Genomic DNA, 21,542 nt, shown 5'->3' with positions numbered 1-21,542 from the left:
AACTGCGTTGCAACGTTATAAACAATTGTTGCTATTGCAGACGATAAAAGCCATGCCTCAATTCCACGCTAAAAAGCAAACATCAGTTTCAAAAAGCCTCAAGCGCAGCGATAGGAAAAGCAACCGTAAATCCAATCCAACCTATATCAACGAACGCCATAAGGTCTTAGAAGGTGAAGCCATTGTGCGAACTTGGCTAGGTGCAAATATTTAACGTTTTTTGCTGATTAATTTTAATTCGCCATCAAATATATGTGAAATGCTGATAGCGTAGTGAGGCATTATATGATTTGTGTCTCGATATATGGGAGAACCATTCCAATCTAACACCGAACAAAAATTTTCGTCACATATTTCTAGTTGTGGATTGACGAAATTGACCGAAAACTCAGCACCTACATTATTAAAAAGTTCATTTACATACAAGTTTCGTTTTTTGTAGTCGACTAATGAAGGTCGCATGTCGACGCTGTAATTAAACATTAACAATTTAAAGTAAGCATCTGGTACATTGTACTCAACCTCAGGAACTTGTCTAACTACAGTAATATCTAAACCGATCTCATTTAGTTTAGAAAACGTACGCCTGACTGACCTAGCAAATACTGCCTTATTTTCTGCTAGGGAAAAGTCTTTTGACAATTCATCCTTTATTAAAACAGTATGCCCATACTCTCTTAAAAACCTCTCGCCTTCGGCATATATTGACCACCTTGAAATCATGATAACTTTGTCAATGTTTTTATTTTGAGAGAGGTATTCAAAGGCCATTTTATTTTGTTTTAGACAATTTTCATAAAATTGAGGTAGCACCTGTGCCGCTCCTAACAGCGGAAGACAGCCCCCACGTTGAATGAATATTCCTTGAACCTGATTTCGTAAAGCTGACTTGTGGATAGCAGGTAGCATTGACTTTGCGTGAGAATCGCCCCAGACTACAAATGAACTTTCCTTTAAATCCTGATTACCTACAACAAAGTATTTGAGACTTCCATAATCCGTTTCGTATTGTTTTTGAGTTATCGGTTCTTTCCATTTTTGAGATTGGTTGCGGCTATGAGCATCGTAATAGGTCTTAAACTCAGAGTTGAACCTATTGGCTAGGCCATTATTAAAAATAACGAAAAGGCCAAAAGCTAGAAAGCTCATAGTACCGATGAGGCTTAGAGCGAAAATTTTACCTCTAGAGATTTTGGCCTTATTTCTAAATGGCGCTTCTATGAACTTCCATGAGAACGCAGCTAAAAGCAGCGACAAAACTGACAGTATGAAAAAGGTCGATTTGGATGGATGTATTAAAGCGATATGCTTTGCATAAGCGAAAAGTGGCTGGTGCCAAAGGTAAGCGCTGTAACTTATGAGACCAATTCCAACGAGTGGTTTAGAACCCAACAATTTTCCAACTAATGTATCTTTGCTAGCAAACAAAATGATGAGAGCTGTTCCAACTGTTGGAACTAATGCATAAGCGCTAGGAAATGGGGTATTTCCATCAAATTCGAATATCGAAAATAAAATCAAGCCCATCCCAACGATGGCCATAGTGTTGTCAATTGTCTTGTTAGAAATTAAAGATGCGATAGTATTAGGACGGTATAAAAAATAGAATGCTATCAATGAACCAATTGCGAGCTCCCAACCTCTTGTGGGGAGTAAGAAAAAGTTTGCTGTAGTGTTTTCTGACGAAAGATATTGAGATAGAAAAAAGCTAGTTAAAGCAATGATTAAAAATGATGAAAAAATCCAGCGTTTTCGAAATTTCCACATTAACATCAGAAAAAGCGGAAATAGAACGTAATACTGTTCCTCAACTGCCAGGCTCCATGTGTGAAGCAAAGGCTTTAATTCATTTTCGACACCCCAATATCCTGTTTCTTGCCAGAATAAAATATTTGAAGAAAATAATGAAATTGCGACTAGACTCTGGGAGAAGTCCTTCATATGAGACGGAGAAAGGATAAAAAGTGCTGCTAGAGAAGAAACAAACATTACGAAAAACAGTGCTGGCAGAATTCTTCGAGCACGTCTCTCATAGAAAGTTACTAAGCTGAACTTTCCCTGTTCCATTTCAGATAGCAGTATTGTGGTGATTAAATATCCACTGATAACGAAAAATACGTCTACACCAACATATCCGCCGCTGAATAATGAAAAGCCAGCGTGAAAAAATATTACTGGTAACACTGCAAGCGATCTTAAGCCGTCTATCTCCGGTCTATACTTCATGTGATTCCTGAGTCTTTTTTTATACGAAGTTAACACCCAAAGTGCTTATGTCAACGAAAGTTATGAAAATTAGTTATATGGGGCAGCAGTAAAATCCATCTCGGCGGCTGCATGCAAATACATATTCTCTGCGTGCGCGACTGAAGTACCGGGAACACAAGGTATGTCCTGATGCTTGGCGCAAGCTCGTACTCTCTCGGTAATAGCATAGTGTCGCAAAGAGTACTACGTTAAGTTATCGTCTTTATACTGGGGCAACCCCATCAACAGCATTAACTCTCGCCAACACAGATACATTTGACGCTGAGTCAGCATTACACTGTCAACATAAAACACGAAGTCACCGCCGATGAATTTTCGGAACGGAACGTAATTTCGTCAAACAATCAACCAGCGTTTCTGATTATGTTGCGTGTTATACGCACCTTAGATGTGCCTGCCAACACCGTGATATTTATCAACGAATGCTGCACTCCAAATACAGTCAGTGCGAGTGAAAGAGTCGCTTACAGACTACCTACTGAACCTGTCTGAGTTCACCAAACCGCATCATAGTTTCATAACTTACTAATATTAACAGCCTGACCATTTACCTAAGCAGCTTCATTTCTGGAGAAATGTTCTATTACAGAATACACTCATACATTATGCCTTTAAATTTTTGAATATGATCCAGCTCTTCGACATAGCAATGCTTGAAGAAAGCGTTGATAGTGGTGTGCTCGTTGTTGATAGTAGCGTATCTTGATACCCGCTTTTTTCACCGCGCTTTACAAATGCATAGTCTTGCAAACTGCGTCTATTATCTAATTCGTTGACACGAGTAGCTGAACCAAGTTACCGACTAGATGCTTTAAGCGACATAAAATAATGTAATGCCGTCCTTTGCTGACTAAGGCAAGTTTAACATGCCGACTTTGATGGTCGAGGTAAATCTGCACCATTTTAGAGACAGTGATACTGAACACTTTTTTACCTGAGTTAACCATGGCTGTGATATCAGCCCACTAGTTCTTAGCTCTGGCAATAGCAGTTTGGAGATGCTTAGTGTGTAACGATTCACCGTAGCAGGCACCTTCTCCTCGAACATGCATACGGATTGGCCAGATGCTTTTACTTTGCTTGGTACGAAGAACATTAACTTCACCATCTAAGATGTCATAACGCTCGGTGATGTAGATTGGATTTACATGATTTACTTTTTGAACTGGTTTTGGATTGAGGCTTGTTATTATAGTCTGCAGTAGCAACACTTGTTTGAAACTTTGCAGTCGAGCAAAAAGCCAGATCCCAAGTTAATCAAAGCCTTGCATAATTGTAAGGCTATTCCAGTGATTTAGAATAGCTTTTTTAGAGCAGTTGTTTAAAAGAAAGCCTTTAACTATCTGATTGCTAGAGAAATCGTAAATGCCAGATTTGATTGTTTTTTGTATAGGTGCCTTATTTGTGTACAAGGTCTTAGCCTAAGCCCATGATATGGCAGACTTTAAAATTACTGTTATTATGGAGTGGGCATAGGTCGAAGTTTACTGCCTATTTTTAGCTAGCTATTCTTAACTACTATGTTGAAAGAGTCTCCGGACTCTTTTTTATTGCCTGTAAAAAGCTGAGTGATATTTAGTATAGAGACAAATATAAAGGAATTTTTTGTTATGCCTAATGTGTCACTTAAATGTCATAAAAATATCATTTAATGGCGACGTCCTTCTTTAAATTTATACTAAAGGTTAAGCCGTGTTCAATTACACAAGCATCAGCCGTTTGGTGATGACGCCTGTTCTCGCCAGCTTTTTAATTCTTGTACTATTAAACGGTGCCTCAATTCTAAAGTCTTTCTCGTTACTTAATTCATTCGATGAGTTAGAAAACACCCTTGTCCAGTCAGAGCGAGACGTTAATACCACGCTAAGTACTTTTAAAACTCAAGTGCAAGAGTGGAAGAACGTATTGTTGCGTGGCCACAAAAAAGACGACCGAGAAAAATACTGGGAGCGATTCAAGCAGAGAGAGGCTGACATCACTCGCCAGTTTGATCTGATGCTATCAAGTAGTGTGATAAGTGAAAGCGTGAAGTCAGATATCAGGCAATTTCAAAAAGCCCATGCAGTCATGGCCGAGAAATACCGTGAAGGATACGACGCATTTATTAACTCTGGGTTTGATCCAAAGGTTGGAGATAGCTTTGTTCGAGGTATTGATAGAGAGCCTGCTAAGCTCCTCTCAGGTATCGCGGCGGAAATTGCAGCCGATTCAGCGAATGCGATTGCTGAACTTAAAGCCAATACGCGCACTATGCTCTGGATAATTCTACTGGCAGCAATTGCGCTTTCTGTGCTTTCTGTTGCTTATGTGATTGCTCGTTTGCGCTCTCAGGTTATTAAACCAACAAAGCAGGTTGCGGCGTGTATATCCAACTTGGCTCATAGCCGTTACGACTACGCGTTAACGTATTCCAGCGACCATGAATTGGGCATGTTGGCAGAATCTGCCAGGGCATTACAAAACAAATTAAAAGATTCGGTTGCGCAGCTTCAGCAAGCGGAAACCGAAATGGAAAAGGCGTTTGGCACCCTCGGTAACGTCAGCCAATCCATTATGGAAGGCGCCAATGGGCAACGGGATGCGTCGCGCTCGCTTGATAGCAGTACGGATAAACTTAAAGAGATTGTGCAAAATTTAGTGGCAATCACCGACCAAGTTGCTGTGGCGACAAATAACTCAGAAAAGAACGTGGCAAGTTGTTATGCCACGTTTGAAAGCGCCAATGCAGGCTTTAAGCAACTAGCAAAAACGGTAACCGAATCTAGTAATATCGTGTCAGAACTGCAAAGCCGCAGTACCAATATTCTAAAAGTGGTAAATGTTATTAACGAAATTGCCGATCAGACTAACCTGCTGGCTCTAAACGCAGCAATTGAAGCTGCTAGGGCAGGTGAGCATGGCCGTGGTTTTGCTGTGGTAGCCGACGAGGTTCGAGCGCTTGCAGCTAAAACACAGCAGTCGACCAAGGAAATTAACGACATTTTAAGTAGTTTTGAAGCTGAAGCAAAAGGGGCCGTTGCGGCGATGTCGTCAGGCAAGCAGCTGTCAGACACAAACGCAGCAGAAGCAGCGACAGCGCTTGAAACACTCAATAACGTGGTGAGGGATATTCAAGAAACGGCCAGCGTAGTTGTGGCGCTTAACGAAGCCGCAGATGAGCAAGAGGCTGTACTTCAGCAGGTGGAAACAATTATCAGTAATGTGGTCACATCATCTGAAAAATATCATCAACTTGCTCAGCGTGATGACATGTCACGCTCAATGAAAAGTATGTCAGAAAATGTTGAAAAGGTGGTGAACAGTTTGACCCGCTAACTGTGCTTTGTCAGTATAAACACGTTAAAAGGGAGTGTTTGAACAATGTTCACGCTCCTTTTCTTTTATCTATTATAGATGCGCACGTCCTAAACCAGTATTGATAATAATGACAACACCACTCGTATTTCATCCTATTTATAGCCAGTTAGATCTTCCTGAGCGACACCGATTTCCCATCGAGAAGTACGTAGGTATTCGCGATGAATTGTTAAATCGTGGTGTGGAAGCATCGCGTTTTGTTACTCCATCACCGGTTGATCTTTCTTTTCTCACTGCCTATTACGATCCGGACTATGTTGATGCATTAAGTACTGGCGCATTAGATAAGAAAGCCATGCGCCGCATAGGCTTTCCCTGGTCGCAGCAGCTGATTGAGCGTACCCGTACTGCCGTTGCTGGAACTTGTTTAACAGCCAAGCTAGCTCTAGAGCATGGAAAAGCATTGAATTTAACAGGCGGGTATCATCACGCGTTTGCTGATTTTGGTTCAGGTTTTTGCTTGTTCAACGATTTATATTTGGCAGCGAAAACTATGCAGCAAACCCCGTCCGTTGAAAATGTGCTTATTGTCGATTTAGATGTGCATCAAGGCGATGGCACAGCAAAACTTGCCGAAAACGACCGTGATATTTTTACCTTATCTATTCATGGTGAAAAGAACTTCCCTCACAGAAAGCAGCGTTCCGATATTGATATAGGACTCGATAAGGGCACCGAAGACGATGAGTATCTAACTACGCTAGAACAAGCGCTAACGATGGTAATGAGGCAATTTCAGCCCGATGCCATCTTCTATGACGCAGGCGTTGATGTGCATGTAAACGACGACCTTGGTCATTTACATATTTCTACGCAAGGCGTGTACGAGAGAGATACGCAAGTCTTTGCGTTAGCCGAGCGTTTAGGCGTTCCGATTGCTGCGGTAATTGGTGGAGGCTACCAAAGAGATATTGCAGCGCTGGTAGAGGTGCATATTCAGCTTTATCGCGCGGCAGGCGTGATTGATTAGCAAACAGTGATGTCGAAATGAGAAGAGCACGCCATGCAAAAGCGGTTTGGCGTGCCCATCCTGTGTCTACGTGGTTATTTATTACAAAAAGTGCAGCTGAAAACCGATACCAATACGTTCTTGTGAGCGGTTATAGTCGATAAGCGAATCGCCATAGCCATTGAAGTATTGAAGCAAGACTTCATAGCGGTCAGAGATAGGGTAGGTGAAGTCTAGCTGGATGCTGCCTCGGTTCTCATCTACGTCGAGGTTATTTCGTAAAAGCGCCAGTACTTTAAACGCGCCAATTTTCCTTCCATAACCAAGTTCCATTCTACCGTAATAGTCTTGTATATCAGGGTTATCGTCGCCGGTAGGATCAAGCGGGTCTGTTTTCTCGTCTTCAGGAATACGGTACCACGTCTTTAGGTAGTAGATATCGTCATCGTCGCTAAAGACAATAGAGGCAAATATACGGTTCCAGCTTCGAGAGCGCAGCCCGCTTTGACCGTTAGACATATGATTGAAACCAACTTGAAAAGTATTAAATTTGTAGCCAAGCACGGAATAATCGGCTGTTTCTTGCCAAAAGACTTCTGGTTCGTAATTGGTCTCGCGAAACGGCTTCGACGCTTCGCTGTTATAAAGCTGCCAGAAAGAGGTTAGCGTAAAGCCAAAGTAAACACCGTCGAACCCTGTATCTTCCAAATAAAGCGGCAGCTTTGCGCTTACCTGAAATTTTGCTTCTTTATTGTCTATGTTCTCGTTTGTGAGTTCTTCACTTGCCACAGAGCTTGGGTTGGAAACGTAAGTAATTGGAAGTAGATAGTTTTGTCTATGCTGAGTGATAGCAAACACATTATCCAGTGCTTCTTTATCGCCTTCTAATCGGTTATCCAGTGCACTTTCCGTGATGGTGTCACGTTTGATGATATCGATAACTTCAATACCGCTTTCATCCCGTGACGATTGATTTTCTTCATTTTCAACAGTGCGCTCTTGTTCACTATTTTCTGAAGATGACGCTTGTTCGCTTACCACTTCTTGTGATTGTTGAGCGCAAACAGGCGTGCAAGCAGCAAATGCTGCCAAAAATACAAAAGGCTTTAACACAGACACCTTTAATTCTCCGTAACGTGGGGTTGTTGTTATGCTTAACTGAAGTCCAGTGCTTGGCCTTCTGAAGATGCAAATACTTGTAGATTAGACTCTGCCACTGTGACGTATACATTACAATGGTTTACAACATCATCTATATCGTCATCAGTCCGTTCTGGATCATGACTATATAAAGCTAATTTTTTTGCGTTACATGCCATTGCTAGTTTCACCGCTTCTTCCGCGACCGAATGACCCCATCCGTTCTTCGCTGGCATGTCAGACAACATATACTGTGCATCGTGTATTAGCAGATCGGCATTTTGTGCAAATTTTGCGAAATCGATAAAGTCTGTTTCTTTTTTGTAGGGGGGGTAAAGCTCATTATCTGTTATGTAAGCCACCTTTGCGTCATCGGCTTCAATACAATAGGCACTGCCACGACCGGGGTGGTTCATGGCTAAGCGAGTTATGGTTGCGCTTCCTACTGAAAATCGGCTTGTAGACTTGGGAATATCGACAATAGAAATGTTAGCTTTCAACGCACTTCTGGGGACTGGAAATAACGACCCTTCCATTTGCTTTAAAATTTGATCAGGTTCATCAAGGAGGGTTTGACCCGGGTATATGTTGATTTCGCGTGAAGCCTGATAGATAGGCGCAAAAAAAGGGAAGCCTTGAATATGATCCCAATGGTTGTGGCTCAACAGCAGATTAATGGGGGTATCTTTTTGAATAAGGCGCTCGCCAAGCACGCGAATCCCTGTTCCAGAGTCGAGGATGATATCGGTACCATCCTCAAGCTCAATGTGAACGCATGCAGTATTACCACCATAGCGGACGTAAGCTGCTCCCGGGGTAGGGATTGACCCTCTTACGCCATAAAATGTTAACCGCATACGTCCTCTTTTCTAATCTAATCGGCGAGATCAGGCGCTAGAGTGCGGCTACAAAGTCCTTTGCTGCGCTAATATCTAACAACTGCTTTTCACCAGTACGTCTATTCTTATACTCAACCTGTTGATTATCTAGGTTTCTTTCACCAATAACAATGCTGTGAGGTATGCCAATTAATTCCATATCATTGAACATGACACCCGGACGCTCTTTTCTGTCGTCAAACAACACTTCTACGCCAAGGGCAACAAGCTCTTCATAAAGCGCTTCCGCTGCTTCTTTAATGCGATGAGACTTATGCATATTCATTGGTATTAATGCAATTTTAAACGGTGCAATAGGATCTGGCCACTTTATGCCAAATTTATCGTGGTTTTGCTCAATAGCTGCCGCTACAATTCGAGATACGCCTATACCGTAACAACCCATAGTTAAGGTTTGGTGCTTACCTGATTCGCTTAGTACGCCGCAGTTCATGGCCTCTGAATACTTGCTGCCAAGCTGGAAGATATGACCCACTTCGATGCCGCGTTTAATATCTAGCGTGCCTTTCCCGTCAGGAGATGCATCGCCTGCTACAACGTTGCGAATATCAACGCCAGTAATATCTTCAGACCAGTTTACGTTAATATTTACCTTACCGCCTGCGCCTGCGCCTGTAGTGAAGTCAGCAAGGGCAGCTGCACTGGCGTCAATAAAAGCGGGTACAGGCAGGTTGGTTGCATCAGCAAACAATGGTGACACGCCAAGAATATCTTTTGCTTGTTCAAATGATACTTCAACAAGCGGGCTTGCAACGCCGTCTAACTTCTCTGCTTTTACATCATTAAGCTCATGATCAGCACGAAGTACAAGGGCTACCCATTTATCAGAAACTACTTCTTCGCCTTTACTGTCTACTTCATTAGCGGCTTTCACTACTACGACTTTAACCGCGTTTGTCACTTCGGCTTCTACGCTTTTTAAGATGGCATTGAAATCTTTGCCTTTGGCATCTTTAGTCTCAACTGCAGCGCCCGATGCGACAGCTTTTTCAGGCGCAACAGCTTCAGCCATTTCAACATTGGCTGCGTAATCACTGTCGCTTGAGAAAGCGATATCGTCTTCACCTGATGCGGCAAGTACGTGGAATTCGTGAGAGTGATTACCACCAATAGAGCCAGAGTCGGCAATGACTGCTCTGAAGTCTAAGCCCATACGCGAGAATATATTGCAGTAAGCGTCGTACATTTTTTGATACGTTTCTTCTAAACAGCTGTCTTCTAGGTGGAAGCTGTACGCATCTTTCATGGTAAATTCACGACCACGCATAATGCCGAAACGGGGGCGCACTTCGTCGCGGAATTTAGTCTGAATCTGGTATAGATTGAGCGGAAGCTGCTTATAGCTGCTAATTTCATTACGCACAAGCGCGGTAATAACTTCTTCGTGCGTTGGACCTAATACGAAATCACGCTGGTGGCGGTCTTTAATACGAAGTAACTCTGGACCGTACTCTTCCCATCGTCCAGATTCTTCCCACAAATCTGCGGGCTGAACAACGGGCATTAGCACTTCAATCGCGCCTGCTTTGTTCATTTCTTCACGAACAATATTGGCTACTTTATTAAGTACACGAAGACCAGATGGCAACCATGTGTATAGACCCGAGGCAAGCTTTCTGATCATACCAGCTCTTAGCATAAGCTGGTGGCTGATAACCTCTGCATCTGCAGGTGTTTCTTTCTGCGTGGCAAGCAAATATTGACTAGTGCGCATGTAAAGCAGGTATCCTGTTATAAATGTATTTATGACGGTTAGTGTGATGCTCTTTCGCAAACGGCAATTCGCAAAACAAAACATTGCGAAATGCTTGAACCGAGATAAGGTGTCACACGTTTGGGCGTATTCTAATTAACTGTGAGCTATTTCGCCACAGACTGTTAACACTAATAGTGTAATTATCCTAAATGAACCAGTTCGGTCACCTTAACGGCGGCATCTCTTATTTCAAACCCTACATCAATATCGTATAGCGTCACGCGGTAGGTTTTCTCATCATTTTCAATATGCTGTTTATAGGCTGGGCGAGGGTCTTGGGACAGTACCGCAGTCACCAAGGCAGAAAAACCACGGTGCTTTTTCTCTATTTCAGCAAGTATGGGCTGGATTGTATCGGCGAATGATACGTCGCGATTGGGTATGGGGTTAATGTCATCAAGATTATCGCTGGCGCTAGGAACACTATCAGCGTACGCGATATAGGGCTTGATATCGACAAGTGGTGTACCGTCGACTAAATCTACCCCTTCAACCACTAACTGTGTCTGTCCATTACTGCTAACCACACCTTTGTTTTTCACCACAGACATGCCAATCCCATTAGGTCGGTGGGTACTGCGACTTGCCAATACGCCCATAGTTGCATTACCACCTAGACGAGGGGCTTTTACCGTATTTTTCCAACCGCGTTCAATATTCTGGTGAAAGATAAAAAGCAGCCATAGGTGACTGTAATTCTCTATCCCTTTGAGCATATTGATATCGTTAAAGCCTTCTTTGAAGGTGATAACACCTTGGGCGTTAGCCAAGTTGGGCTGTCTTGGAATAGCAAACTTTTGCTTGAAAGGCGTAGCGACGGTCGCTATCGCCTCGAGAGAAAATGAATTGTGGGTATTCACGTTTTAGCCCTAACGAAGTCAAAATGTGTAACATTGTCATATTACTCACATAATTTGCAGGTAAAGTGACGTTTCAAGTGAAAGCTTGAGCCAAATAAACATCCTGCTTGTTATAAGGCGCTGCTTATTTGGGTTCCCTGGAGTAATCCAATACTTTGGGCCTGCTCGCATCACGAGCTTATTCTCTTTTTAGTGCGTGTTTTTTACATTGTACAAAAAAGGTAAGCTTCCCGTGTTTTATCGAGCGGGCTTATCTTTTTTAAGCGTGTCTAACACACCCTCAAAATAAGGGCACCCAAGCGTCCGTGCTTTTGCAATGTTATGGCTGAATATCTTTTCGGCATCTTCTTCTTTCTTCATGTAGCGTGTGATATCAGCTTCACGAATCAAATGCAAAAGCGGGTAGGGTGAACGATTGGTATAGTTTTCAGCATCGTCTACGTCGCTACCGTCGAATACATAATTGGGGTGGAAGCTGGCAAGTTGGTAAGTGCCGCTGTATCCCCAGTCGTGCAGCATATTATCGCTAATAGCCAATACATCGAGATATTCGTTGAAATCAGCAAGGGTTGAATGCGTGAGTGCAATTAGTGTTGTAGCGGTGGTGTCGTTATCTTCTAAATGCCGCAACTCATCGTATAGCGATTGAACGACATTTCCCGCATCGCCCTCAATTACCACACACCGAATTTGATGAGGTGTTCTTACATAGCGCGCAAAGGGACAAAAGTTATGCTTTATCACAATGTCGTCAACCCATTTAAGCGTTGCATCAATTACGTGCTGTTCCCATAAAGGAGATGTTGGTTCTGCCATAAAAGGTGTAGGTCAGTTTGAGTCTGTGTTCAACTTGAGGGGAGTATAAAACAAAAAGGCAGAAATTTGATTTCTGCCTAACATCTAGGTTGAACTAGTTGTACTTTAAGAATGATATTTTACGTAAGCTTCCAGCGTATTCTCTATCAAACTGGCTACTGTCATCGGCCCAACTCCGCCTGGAACGGGGGTTATCCAGCCTGCGCGCTCTTTCGCTTTTTCGAAATCAACATCGCCAACAAGTGAACCATCATTAATGCGATTAATACCTACATCAATGACAATTGCGCCCTGTTTTACCCAGTCACCAGGAATAAAGTTCGGTTTACCTACTGCGACTACCAGAAGGTCTGCACGTTGAACGTGACTTTTTAGGTCTTGAGTAAACTTGTGACAGGTAGTAACGGTGCAGCCTGCTAAAAGCAGTTCCAGGCTCATAGGGCGCCCCACAATATTCGACGCACCTACAATGACCGCGTCCAAGCCTTTTACAGGGCGCTTGGTTGACTCTATCATGGTCATGATGCCTTTCGGCGTGCAGGGACGTAGTGCAGGAATACGCTGTGCAAGGCGGCCAATATTGTATGGATGAAATCCGTCGACATCTTTATGAGGGTGAATACGTTCAAGTACCTTTTCTGCATTTAACCCTGCAGGTAAAGGAAGCTGTACCAGAATCCCGTCTATCTCTTTATCTTCGTTTAGCTCGTCCACTAAATTTAGCAAGGTCTCTTCTGTGGTATCAGAAGGAAGGTCGAAAGAGCGAGAAACGAACCCGACTTCTTCGCACGCTTTACGTTTATTGGAAACATAAACTTGAGAAGCTGCATCACTGCCAACAAGGACAACGGCGAGGCCTGGTTGTCTTTTACCTGCTTGCGTAAGCGATTCAACATAGGAGGTTACGTGTTGGCGAACTTGTTTGGCAATTAGTTTGCCGTCAATAAGATGGGCGGTCATAGTCTTGTACGATTCTTATATGGTTGGGTGGTCAACAAGTGCCCTATATTGTTTCATAAAATAGGACTAATACTCTAGTAGTTATTACTCTGCAATTATTCACCACAAATGTTCAGCGTAAACGACCGTTAATAGAAAGCCTGATGCTTACCCTTTAAAAGAAGCGCAAACCTAGGCTAAAGACAGGCAAATACAAGGGTAATTGTTCAAAAAAACGTGAGAATGGATGCTTTGTGAGCGGTTGATGATTTTATTTAAAAAAGTGTTTGACGAGGTGGGGGGATGTCAGTAATATTCGCACCCCGTAACGGCACAGAGGCTAACGCTTCAAGGTCGGTACGACAGTCGGTGAGTGGCGCAGCTTGGTAGCGCACTTGTTTTGGGTACAAGGGGTCGCAGGTTCAAATCCTGTCTCACCGACCACTTTTTGCAGCGAAGATTCGCCAAGCGCCCGTAGCTCAGCTGGATAGAGCAACGGCCTTCTAAGCCGTGGGTCGCAGGTTCGAATCCTGCCGGGCGCGCCATGCGAGTCAGGTAGGTCCTGATAGCAAGGCTGAATTTTCGTATTTACACTGCTAAAATAAAGCGTGTAAATTGCAAACACACCCTATGGTGGGCGTAGCTCAGTTGGTAGAGCCCCGGATTGTGATTCCGGTTGTCGTGGGTTCAAGTCCCATCGTCCACCCCACTTTTTTGCGGAAGTGGTGGAATTGGTAGACACGCTGGATTTAGGTTCCAGTGCTTCACGGCGTGAGAGTTCAAGTCTCTCCTTCCGCACCATATTTTCAAGCTTTATCAAAAGCTTAATGTAAGCATTCCAGTCGGTGAGTGGCGCAGCTTGGTAGCGCACTTGTTTTGGGTACAAGGGGTCGCAGGTTCAAATCCTGTCTCACCGACCATTTATGCTTTCTTCGATTCAGTAAATACTTTTAGCCGAGAGTGATAAATCATCTGTGGGCTAGGGTATGAGTCGACTTTAACTATCGAGTAGCTATGTAAGATCCTGACAGCTCGGTAGGCGCTTATGTGTTTATCAATTCACACATAAGACTGAACAGGATTACTGTGGTGGGCGTAGCTCAGTTGGTAGAGCCCCGGATTGTGATTCCGGTTGTCGTGGGTTCAAGTCCCATCGTCCACCCCACTTTTTCGCGGAAGTGGTGGAATTGGTAGACACGCTGGATTTAGGTTCCAGTGCTTCACGGCGTGAGAGTTCAAGTCTCTCCTTCCGCACCATATTTAAAGCTCTCGCAGGGCTTTTCAAAAAGATATATCTGTCGGTGAGTGGCGCAGCTTGGTAGCGCACTTGTTTTGGGTACAAGGGGTCGCAGGTTCAAATCCTGTCTCACCGACCATTATCTTTCTCTCCTCTTTATTCATTGCTCAATAAATTCGCATAAATTCCGTCTTTTTCGCTATTTAGGCTATTAGTTTCGCTATTTGGTCAAAATGCGTTCAAATGGTTGTTACAAACTTGTGTTTGCCTCTCGACTCTTGTGGTATGCGGCTGTATACTACCGCGTCTTTTTTTAACCAGTACGTTTGTTTCAGGTTGGCTTTTTGACACAATTTCGTGTCCTAACTTTGATTTTATAAACGTCGAATAACGACCTCTACCCCGGAGTGATATGCAACTCTTGCATGACGGGAGAGGGGATTGAGAACAAAACGCCTGTAAAGGCGTATAGTTGAGGTAACATAATGCAAGTTTCAGTCGAGACGACCCAGGGTTTAGAACGCCGTCTTACTATCACCGTTCCAGCTGACACGGTTGATTCAGCAGTTAAGTCACGTCTACAGCAATTGGCGAAAACACAACGCATCAACGGCTTCCGTCCAGGTAAAGTTCCTGTAAACGTAATCAAAAAGCGTTTCGGCCAAGCTGTTCGCCAAGAAGTTGCTGGCGATGTTATGCAGCAAAACTTCTACCAAGCAGTGATTCAAGAAAAAATTCAGCCTGCTGGTATGCCGAAGTTTGAACTGACTAAAGACGAAGACGGTCAGGACCTAGAATTCACAGCATCTTTCGAAGTTTACCCAGAAGTAGAAGTGAAAGGTGTTAGCGATATCGAAATCGAAAAACCAGTAGTAGAAATTACTGACGAAGATCTAGATAACATGATGGAAACACTTCAGAAGCAGCACGCAACTTGGAAAGAAGTTAAGCGTAAAGCGAAGAAAGACGACAAAGTTATCATCGACTTCGTTGGTTCTATCGACGGTGAAGAGTTTGAAGGTGGTAAAGCAGAAGACTTCGCTCTTGAGCTAGGTAAAGATCGCATGATCCCTGGTTTCGAAAAGCCACTTGTTGGCGCGAAAGCGGGTGAAGAAGTGACTATCGAAGTAACTTTCCCTGAAGACTACCACGCAGAAAACCTAAAAGGTAAAGATGCAGTTTTCCAAACTACCGTTAAGAAAGTAGAAGGCCTAAACCTTCCAAAAGTTGACGAAGAGTTTGCTAAACTATTCGGTGTTGAAGAAGGCGGTGTTGACGCACTTAAAGCAGAAGTTCGTAAGAACATGCAGCGTGAACTAAACCAGACGCTAAAAGCGCAAGTTAAAGAAGACGTTATTGCTAAGCTAGTTGAAGCTAACGAGATTGATATTCCTCAAGCGCTTATCGATCAAGAAGTGAATGCACTTCGCGAGCAAGCTAAGCAACGTTTCAGCCAGCAAGGCGGTGGTCAGAACCTTCCAGACCTACCAGCTGAATTGTTTACTGACAACGCTAAACGTCGCGTATCTATTGGTCTTCTTCTAGGTGAAGTGATCAAGCAGAACGAACTTAAAGCAGACGAAGCTAAAGTTAACGAGATGATCGAAACTGCTGCTTCAGCGTATGAAGATCCGCAAGAAGTTGTTGATTACTACAACAACAACCAAGAGCTTATGCAACAAATGCAGAACGTTGCACTAGAAGAACAAGCTATTGAGTGGGTTCTTGAGCAAGCAAAAGTTACCGAAGTAACTAAAGCTTTTGACGAGGTTATGAACAAACAGGCGTAATTTTTTACTGTCTGATTGACATTACTTGTCAGCAACTGCTTAAATGCTCGGAGCCTTCCGAGCATTTTTGTTTTTAACGCTAGATAATCAAGGTAGCTATGACTAATACCCCGTTTGACCCAATGAATGCACTTGTTCCTATGGTTGTTGAGCAAACCTCTAAAGGTGAGCGCTCATACGACATTTATTCTCGCCTATTGAAAGAAAACGTAATTTTCTTGGTAGGACAAGTTGAAGATCACATGGCCAACCTCATCGTTGCTCAAATGTTGTTCTTAGAAGCTGAAAACCCAGAGAAAGATATTTTCTTATACATTAACTCACCAGGCGGTTCGGTAACTGCTGGCATGGCAATTTACGATACGATGAAGTTTATCAAGCCAGACGTGAGTACAGTATGTATGGGCCAAGCTGCAAGCATGGGCGCATTTCTACTATCTGCAGGAGCAAAAGGTAAGCGCTACTGTCTACCTAACTCGCGCGTAATGATTCACCAACCGCTTGGTGGCTTCCAAGGTCAGGCATCTGATTTTGAAATACACGCGAAAGAGATTCTGTCTATTAAAGAGAAATTGAATCGCCTTATGGCGGACCATACTGGTCAAGACTATGAAAAAGTCGCGCGTGACACAGACCGTGATAACTTCTTGAGTGCAACTGAGGCAAAAGAATATGGCCTTGTTGACCAAGTTTTAGCAAATCGATCTGACGTAGCCGCAACTAAGTAGTATAGTTATAGTAGACCTGAGCCAGTGCATAGCACGTTTTGGTTTTCGGCTCAGGCAAGGCAGAGGCAAAAGTAATGAGTGATAAGCAAAGCGGTGACGGTGATAATAAGCTACTGTACTGTTCGTTTTGTGGCAAAAGCCAACACGAAGTAAGAAAGTTAATAGCAGGCCCGTCGGTATTCATTTGCGACGAGTGTGTTGAGTTATGTAACGATATCATTCGCGAAGAAATTAAGGAAATCGCGCCTAAGCAAAAGCAGGACGCTTTACCTAAACCAAGTGAAATTCATGCTCACCTAGACGATTACGTTATCGGGCAAGAACATGCAAAGAAGGTATTATCAGTAGCGGTATATAACCACTACAAGCGCTTGCGCAATGGCGACGTTCACGAAGGCGTAGAACTTGGCAAAAGTAATATTTTGCTAATAGGACCTACCGGTAGTGGTAAAACGCTGCTAGCGGAAACCCTAGCGCGCCTGCTTGATGTTCCGTTCACCATGGCTGACGCAACCACGCTAACTGAAGCTGGCTACGTGGGCGAAGACGTTGAGAACATCATCCAGAAGTTACTGCAGAAGTGCGACTACGACGTAGAGAAAGCGCAGCGCGGAATTGTTTACATCGATGAAATTGATAAGATTTCTCGTAAGTCAGACAACCCATCTATCACTCGTGACGTTTCGGGTGAAGGTGTACAGCAGGCGCTTCTAAAGCTGATTGAGGGTACGGTTGCGTCTGTTCCTCCGCAAGGTGGACGTAAGCACCCACAGCAGGAATTCCTGCAGGTTGATACCTCTAAGATATTGTTCATCTGTGGTGGTGCGTTTGCTGGTCTTGATAAAGTTATTGAGCAACGCGCACAAAAAGACACGGGTATTGGATTTGGTGCGACGGTTAAGTCGAAAGACAACAGCAAACAAATCAGCGAACTGTTTAAGCAAGTTGAGCCTGAAGACTTAGTGAAATATGGGTTGATTCCAGAGTTCATTGGACGTCTACCGGTAGTAACAAGCCTTGAAGAGTTGAATGAAGAAGCACTAATTCAAATTCTACGCGAGCCTAAGAATGCAATCACCAAGCAATATGGTGCATTGTTCTCGATGGAAGATGTAGAACTTGAGTTCCGTGACGATGCACTTAATGCTATTGCTAAAAAGGCAATGGATCGTAAGACAGGCGCACGTGGTCTTCGCTCAATCGTTGAAGCGGTTTTGCTTGATACTATGTACGACCTTCCTTCAATGGAAGACGTGAGCAAAGTTGTTATTGATGAAACCGTTATTCGCGGCGAATCAAAGCCTATTTTGATTTACGACAGCAACGAAAAGAAAGCCGCCTCTGAATAGATGCTGGTTTTGTGAAAAAAGGCCCTTTAGGGCCTTTTTTTGTTTTTAACAGCCAAAGTTTCAGATCTCGCTGGCTAATCTGATCTACGTTTAACCAAAGGGTATACCTTGAAAGTGGGTGATATTTGAGCGGTTAAAACAAATCTCGCTATCCTTTCTACTAGATTTTTGAGTTTAGTATTGCCATTCGAGGCAAAATCGATAATGGTTATACTAAGGTCAACAGGCCCTAGAGCAGGGAAGGTAAGGTTAAGGAATTAACGCACTTTAATAAGTTTCGATTGAACTTTGCTCTTGCATCCCCATATAAAAATGACATTTCAAACTAATTGAGAACAAGTATGACAGTTGAGCGTGAAAATCGCATTGAAATTCCTGTGCTTGCCTTGCGGGACGTGGTTGTTTACCCGCATATGGTCATACCCCTATTTGTTGGGCGTGAGAAATCAATTCGTTGTCTAGAAGCGGCAATGGATAATGACAAACAAATTTTTCTAGTAGCACAAAAAGACGCAGGCGTAGATGAGCCTGAAGCGGACGACATCTATACCGTCGGTACTATTGCTACTATCCTACAACTTCTAAAACTACCCGACGGTACGGTTAAAGTGCTGGTAGAAGGTAGTGTACGCGGTGAAATTGAAAGCTATAAGCAATCAGAGCCGTTCTTTGTTGCTAATGTAGACAAACTAACTGATGAAGAGATTGATGAGAGCGAACAAGAAGTGCTTATTCGCTCTGCGGTTTCTCAGTTTGAAGGCTACGTAAAGCTAAACAAAAAAATTCCACCAGAAGTACTGACATCACTAAATGGCATTGAAGATGCGCCTCGTTTAGCCGACACCATGGCTGCACATATGCCTCTTAAGCTTACTGAAAAGCAAAAAGTGTTAGAGATGCAGGGCGTCAATGAGCGTCTTGAATATCTGATGGCGCTGATGGAAGGCGAAATTGATTTGCTGCAGGTCGAAAAGAAAATTCGTACCCGCGTTAAAAAGCAAATGGAAAAGAGCCAGCGCGAGTACTACTTGAATGAGCAGATGAAGGCTATTCAGAAAGAGTTGGGTGAACTGGATGACGCACCTGACGAATTTGAAGCGTTATCTAAAAAGATAGCCGACGCTAAAATGCCTAAAGAAGCGGAAGATAAAGCGAAAGCTGAACTTCAAAAGCTCAAGATGATGTCACCAATGTCTGCAGAAGCTACCGTGCTTCGAAGCTACATTGAATGGCTGACTAACGTGCCGTGGAACAAGCGCTCGCCGGTTAAGAAAGATCTTTCCCGCGCAGAAGGTGTGCTTAACGAAGACCACTACGGCCTTGAGAAAGTGAAAGAGCGCATTCTTGAGTATTTAGCCGTTCAGCAGCGTGTTAAGAAGCTAAAAGGCCCAATTCTGTGTCTTGTTGGCCCTCCAGGTGTAGGTAAAACTTCACTAGGCCAGTCGATTGCTAAAGCAACAGGTCGCAAATATGTGCGTATGGCACTAGGTGGCGTGCGTGACGAAGCTGAAATCCGTGGTCACCGTCGTACTTACATTGGTTCATTGCCAGGTAAGCTAGTTCAAAAAATGGCGAAAGTAGGGGTTAAAAACCCGCTCTTCCTACTTGATGAAATCGATAAGATGTCATCAGATATGCGAGGCGACCCTGCGTCAGCGCTGCTTGAAGTACTAGATCCAGAGCAAAACAATAGCTTTAGTGATCATTATCTGGAAGTCGACTACGACCTGTCAGACGTTATGTTCGTAGCCACCTCTAACAGCATGAATATTCCAGGTCCATTACTTGACCGTATGGAAGTGATTCGTCTATCTGGCTACACAGAAGATGAAAAACTCAACATTGCAAAGAACCATTTAATTGGTAAGCAAATGGAACGCAATGGGCTTAAAGCGAAGGAGTTGGAAATTACCGATTCTGCCGTTATCGGTATGATTCGATACTATACCCGTGAAGCCGGGGTTCGTAGCTTAGAGCGCGAAGTATCGAAAGTATGCCGTAAAGCCGTGAAAGATATTTTGCTTAAGAAAAGCAAAGACAAAGTAGTCGTAACACAGGATAACCTTAAGGACTATCTTGGCGTTCAACGCTTTGACTACGGTAAAGCGGACAAAGACAATCAAATTGGCCAAGTTACAGGACTTGCTTGGACGCAGGTAGGTGGTGACTTACTGACCATTGAAACAACGTCGGTTCCGGGCAAAGGCAAAATGACATCAACGGGTTCGTTAGGTGATGTCATGCAAGAGTCTATTAAGGCTGCTATGACGGTGGTAAGAAGTCGTGCAGAAAAGCTTCGCATAAACGATGATTTCTACGAGAAACGTGATATTCACGTGCACGTACCTGAAGGTGCTACGCCGAAAGATGGCCCTAGCGCAGGTATTGCTATGTGTACTGCACTTGTCTCGTCACTTACGGGTAACCCTGTGAAGTGCGATGTAGCTATGACCGGTGAAATCACTCTACGTGGTGAGGTGCTTGCTATTGGTGGACTTAAAGAAAAACTATTAGCTGCGCATCGAGGCGGCATTAAAACTGTCGTTATTCCAAAAGATAACGAGCGTGATTTGGAAGAAATTCCAGACAACGTGAAGAAAGATTTATCAATCCATCCGGTTAAGTGGATTGATGAAGTTCTTGATATTGCACTGCAGGAACCTGTAGAAAGCGTCAAGGTGGTTAAAAAATAACTTAATCGACTGGCTACAATCCTTTGTTTTTAAAGGCGTATAGCCGTTTTTTTGCTATAAAATTGCAATAATTGAACAAAAAATGTGCATTGAGCGAAAGAAAACCTGATTTTTTTAAAATTAGGGCTTTCAAGTCGCAAAAGTTGTGTTACCTTTAAGTGGTATTCGCTTGAAGCCTTGCCACAAAAGGGATTGCAGCGATTCATTAATAAAGTTAATTATTTGTGACTGAAGCTTGATGTTAACAATCAAGCTTGCTATAACGTTCAAGCAAAATCGTTTTGGACAAACAGTATAATAACAATCGAAGGGGATCATAATTGTGAACAAGTCTCAACTTATCGACCAAATCGCTGCTGGTGCAGACATTTCTAAAGCAGCTGCTGGCCGCGCTCTTGACGCATTCACTGACTCAGTAACTGCGGCGCTTAAAGACGGCGACCAAGTTGCACTAGTAGGCTTTGGTACTTTCTCAGTTCGCGAACGTTCAGCTCGCAGTGGCCGCAACCCACAAACTGGTGAGACTATTCAGATTTCAGCAGCGAAAGTTCCATCTTTCAAAGCTGGTAAAGCACTGAAAGACGCTTGTAACTAAGCACAAAAATTATAGAAAAAGGCGATGGCTAGTCCATCGCCTTTTTTATTTCTAAAACAAAGAATTCAATATTGGGGTCAGAGTCTGAGGGATCCCCACGAATTTAATTCCATGTGCCTGCGGTCCAGGCCCCGTCGACTATGGAGCTGTACCATTTGAGTGCAGT

14 protein-coding genes and 8 tRNA genes are annotated in these 21,542 nt (G+C 43.4%); 15 read left to right on the top strand and 7 right to left on the bottom strand.

All coding sequences use genetic code 11. From position 1 onward, the window contains the following. Nucleotides 1-210: 210 nt before the first annotated feature. On the bottom strand, nucleotides 211-2,226 hold the full coding sequence (locus tag MHN02_RS17340) for an acyltransferase family protein (RefSeq protein ID WP_239247493.1): 2,016 nt from the start codon (nucleotides 2,224-2,226) through the stop codon (nucleotides 211-213). Nucleotides 2,227-3,960: 1,734 nt separating this feature from the next. On the opposite strand from MHN02_RS17340, the gene MHN02_RS17335 reads away from it, so the two are divergent. Then, nucleotides 3,961-5,583 carry a methyl-accepting chemotaxis protein gene (locus MHN02_RS17335; protein ID WP_014950156.1) on the top strand — a complete coding sequence of 541 codons (1,623 nt, stop codon included), beginning with the start codon at nucleotides 3,961-3,963 and terminating at the stop codon, nucleotides 5,581-5,583. A 109-nt stretch (nucleotides 5,584-5,692) separates the two neighbouring features. Further along, a complete protein-coding gene (locus MHN02_RS17330) occupies nucleotides 5,693-6,595 on the top strand; it encodes a histone deacetylase (protein ID WP_061486174.1) in 903 nt (300 codons plus the stop codon). Nucleotides 6,596-6,676: 81 nt separating this feature from the next. Here MHN02_RS17330 and MHN02_RS17325 read toward each other — a convergent pair whose 3' ends face one another. The 6 genes from MHN02_RS17325 to folD form a co-directional block, all read right to left on the bottom strand. Further along, entirely contained in the window at nucleotides 6,677-7,693 is a 1,017-nt protein-coding gene (locus tag MHN02_RS17325; RefSeq protein ID WP_239247492.1) for a phospholipase A, read from the bottom strand. Between the two features lie 35 nt (nucleotides 7,694-7,728). Next, the gene (locus MHN02_RS17320; protein WP_014950153.1) at nucleotides 7,729-8,571 is read right to left on the bottom strand and encodes an MBL fold metallo-hydrolase; all 843 of its coding nucleotides are present in this window, start codon (nucleotides 8,569-8,571) and stop codon (nucleotides 7,729-7,731) included. Nucleotides 8,572-8,608: 37 nt separating this feature from the next. Next, nucleotides 8,609-10,327, bottom strand: coding sequence for a proline--tRNA ligase (locus MHN02_RS17315; RefSeq protein ID WP_239247491.1), 1,719 nt, complete (start codon nucleotides 10,325-10,327; stop codon nucleotides 8,609-8,611). A 182-nt stretch (nucleotides 10,328-10,509) separates the two neighbouring features. Continuing rightward, nucleotides 10,510-11,229, bottom strand: coding sequence for a tRNA (N6-threonylcarbamoyladenosine(37)-N6)-methyltransferase TrmO (gene tsaA / locus MHN02_RS17310; protein WP_239247490.1), 720 nt, complete (start codon nucleotides 11,227-11,229; stop codon nucleotides 10,510-10,512). 237 nt (nucleotides 11,230-11,466) lie between these two features. Continuing rightward, nucleotides 11,467-12,045, bottom strand: a complete 579-nt coding sequence (locus MHN02_RS17305; RefSeq protein ID WP_039231571.1) for a DUF1415 domain-containing protein — start codon at nucleotides 12,043-12,045, stop codon at nucleotides 11,467-11,469. A gap of 105 nt (nucleotides 12,046-12,150) precedes the next feature. Beyond that, a complete protein-coding gene (gene folD, locus MHN02_RS17300) occupies nucleotides 12,151-13,005 on the bottom strand; it encodes a bifunctional methylenetetrahydrofolate dehydrogenase/methenyltetrahydrofolate cyclohydrolase FolD (protein WP_061486168.1) in 855 nt (284 codons plus the stop codon). Nucleotides 13,006-13,351: 346 nt separating this feature from the next. Here folD and MHN02_RS17295 point away from each other — a divergent pair. From MHN02_RS17295 to hupB, 13 genes are all read left to right on the top strand, one after another. Next, nucleotides 13,352-13,428, top strand: a tRNA-Pro gene (locus MHN02_RS17295). Nucleotides 13,429-13,452: 24 nt separating this feature from the next. Next, nucleotides 13,453-13,529, top strand: a tRNA-Arg gene (locus MHN02_RS17290). Between the two features lie 88 nt (nucleotides 13,530-13,617). Next, nucleotides 13,618-13,693, top strand: a tRNA-His gene (locus MHN02_RS17285). Nucleotides 13,694-13,700: 7 nt separating this feature from the next. After that, nucleotides 13,701-13,785, top strand: a tRNA-Leu gene (locus MHN02_RS17280). A 42-nt stretch (nucleotides 13,786-13,827) separates the two neighbouring features. Next, nucleotides 13,828-13,904 (top strand) — tRNA-Pro (locus MHN02_RS17275). 169 nt (nucleotides 13,905-14,073) lie between these two features. Beyond that, a tRNA-His gene (locus tag MHN02_RS17270) sits at nucleotides 14,074-14,149 on the top strand. Between the two features lie 7 nt (nucleotides 14,150-14,156). Continuing rightward, a tRNA-Leu gene (locus MHN02_RS17265) sits at nucleotides 14,157-14,241 on the top strand. A 42-nt stretch (nucleotides 14,242-14,283) separates the two neighbouring features. After that, nucleotides 14,284-14,360: transfer RNA gene (locus tag MHN02_RS17260), tRNA-Pro, on the top strand. 346 nt (nucleotides 14,361-14,706) lie between these two features. Further along, nucleotides 14,707-16,011 carry a trigger factor gene (gene tig / locus MHN02_RS17255; RefSeq protein WP_014950148.1) on the top strand — a complete coding sequence of 435 codons (1,305 nt, stop codon included), beginning with the start codon at nucleotides 14,707-14,709 and terminating at the stop codon, nucleotides 16,009-16,011. A 98-nt stretch (nucleotides 16,012-16,109) separates the two neighbouring features. Further along, nucleotides 16,110-16,739 (top strand): ATP-dependent Clp endopeptidase proteolytic subunit ClpP, encoded by a 630-nt coding sequence (gene clpP, locus MHN02_RS17250; RefSeq protein ID WP_014950147.1) that lies wholly within the window; start codon nucleotides 16,110-16,112, stop codon nucleotides 16,737-16,739. Nucleotides 16,740-16,813: 74 nt separating this feature from the next. After that, nucleotides 16,814-18,088, top strand: coding sequence for an ATP-dependent protease ATP-binding subunit ClpX (gene clpX, locus MHN02_RS17245; RefSeq protein ID WP_014950146.1), 1,275 nt, complete (start codon nucleotides 16,814-16,816; stop codon nucleotides 18,086-18,088). Nucleotides 18,089-18,429: 341 nt separating this feature from the next. Continuing rightward, nucleotides 18,430-20,781, top strand: coding sequence for an endopeptidase La (lon, locus tag MHN02_RS17240; RefSeq protein WP_039228334.1), 2,352 nt, complete (start codon nucleotides 18,430-18,432; stop codon nucleotides 20,779-20,781). A gap of 322 nt (nucleotides 20,782-21,103) precedes the next feature. Next, nucleotides 21,104-21,376 carry a nucleoid-associated protein HU-beta gene (gene hupB / locus MHN02_RS17235; protein ID WP_012518978.1) on the top strand — a complete coding sequence of 91 codons (273 nt, stop codon included), beginning with the start codon at nucleotides 21,104-21,106 and terminating at the stop codon, nucleotides 21,374-21,376. The last annotated feature ends 166 nt before the right edge of the window (nucleotides 21,377-21,542 follow it).

Source organism: Alteromonas sp. CNT1-28 (assembly GCF_022348345.1).
GTDB lineage: Bacteria > Pseudomonadota > Gammaproteobacteria > Enterobacterales > Alteromonadaceae > Alteromonas > Alteromonas macleodii.
Note: the sequence above shows the minus strand (reverse complement) of the source record. Positions and strands in the feature narration are given on the sequence as shown.

What these genes read in the sequence shown, in the direction of transcription:
- lon (WP_039228334.1), top strand. Translation starts at nt 18,430, where the DNA reads ATGACAGTTGAGCGTGAAAATCGCATTGAAATTCCTGTGCTTGCCTTG.
- clpX (WP_014950146.1), top strand. Translation starts at nt 16,814, where the DNA reads ATGAGTGATAAGCAAAGCGGTGACGGTGATAATAAGCTACTGTACTGT.
- MHN02_RS17305 (WP_039231571.1), bottom strand. Translation starts at nt 12,045, where the DNA reads ATGGCAGAACCAACATCTCCTTTATGGGAACAGCACGTAATTGATGCA.
- MHN02_RS17340 (WP_239247493.1), bottom strand. Translation starts at nt 2,226, where the DNA reads ATGAAGTATAGACCGGAGATAGACGGCTTAAGATCGCTTGCAGTGTTA.
- tig (WP_014950148.1), top strand. Translation starts at nt 14,707, where the DNA reads ATGCAAGTTTCAGTCGAGACGACCCAGGGTTTAGAACGCCGTCTTACT.
- folD (WP_061486168.1), bottom strand. Translation starts at nt 13,005, where the DNA reads ATGACCGCCCATCTTATTGACGGCAAACTAATTGCCAAACAAGTTCGC.
- MHN02_RS17330 (WP_061486174.1), top strand. Translation starts at nt 5,693, where the DNA reads ATGACAACACCACTCGTATTTCATCCTATTTATAGCCAGTTAGATCTT.
- MHN02_RS17320 (WP_014950153.1), bottom strand. Translation starts at nt 8,571, where the DNA reads ATGCGGTTAACATTTTATGGCGTAAGAGGGTCAATCCCTACCCCGGGA.
- MHN02_RS17315 (WP_239247491.1), bottom strand. Translation starts at nt 10,327, where the DNA reads ATGCGCACTAGTCAATATTTGCTTGCCACGCAGAAAGAAACACCTGCA.
- clpP (WP_014950147.1), top strand. Translation starts at nt 16,110, where the DNA reads ATGACTAATACCCCGTTTGACCCAATGAATGCACTTGTTCCTATGGTT.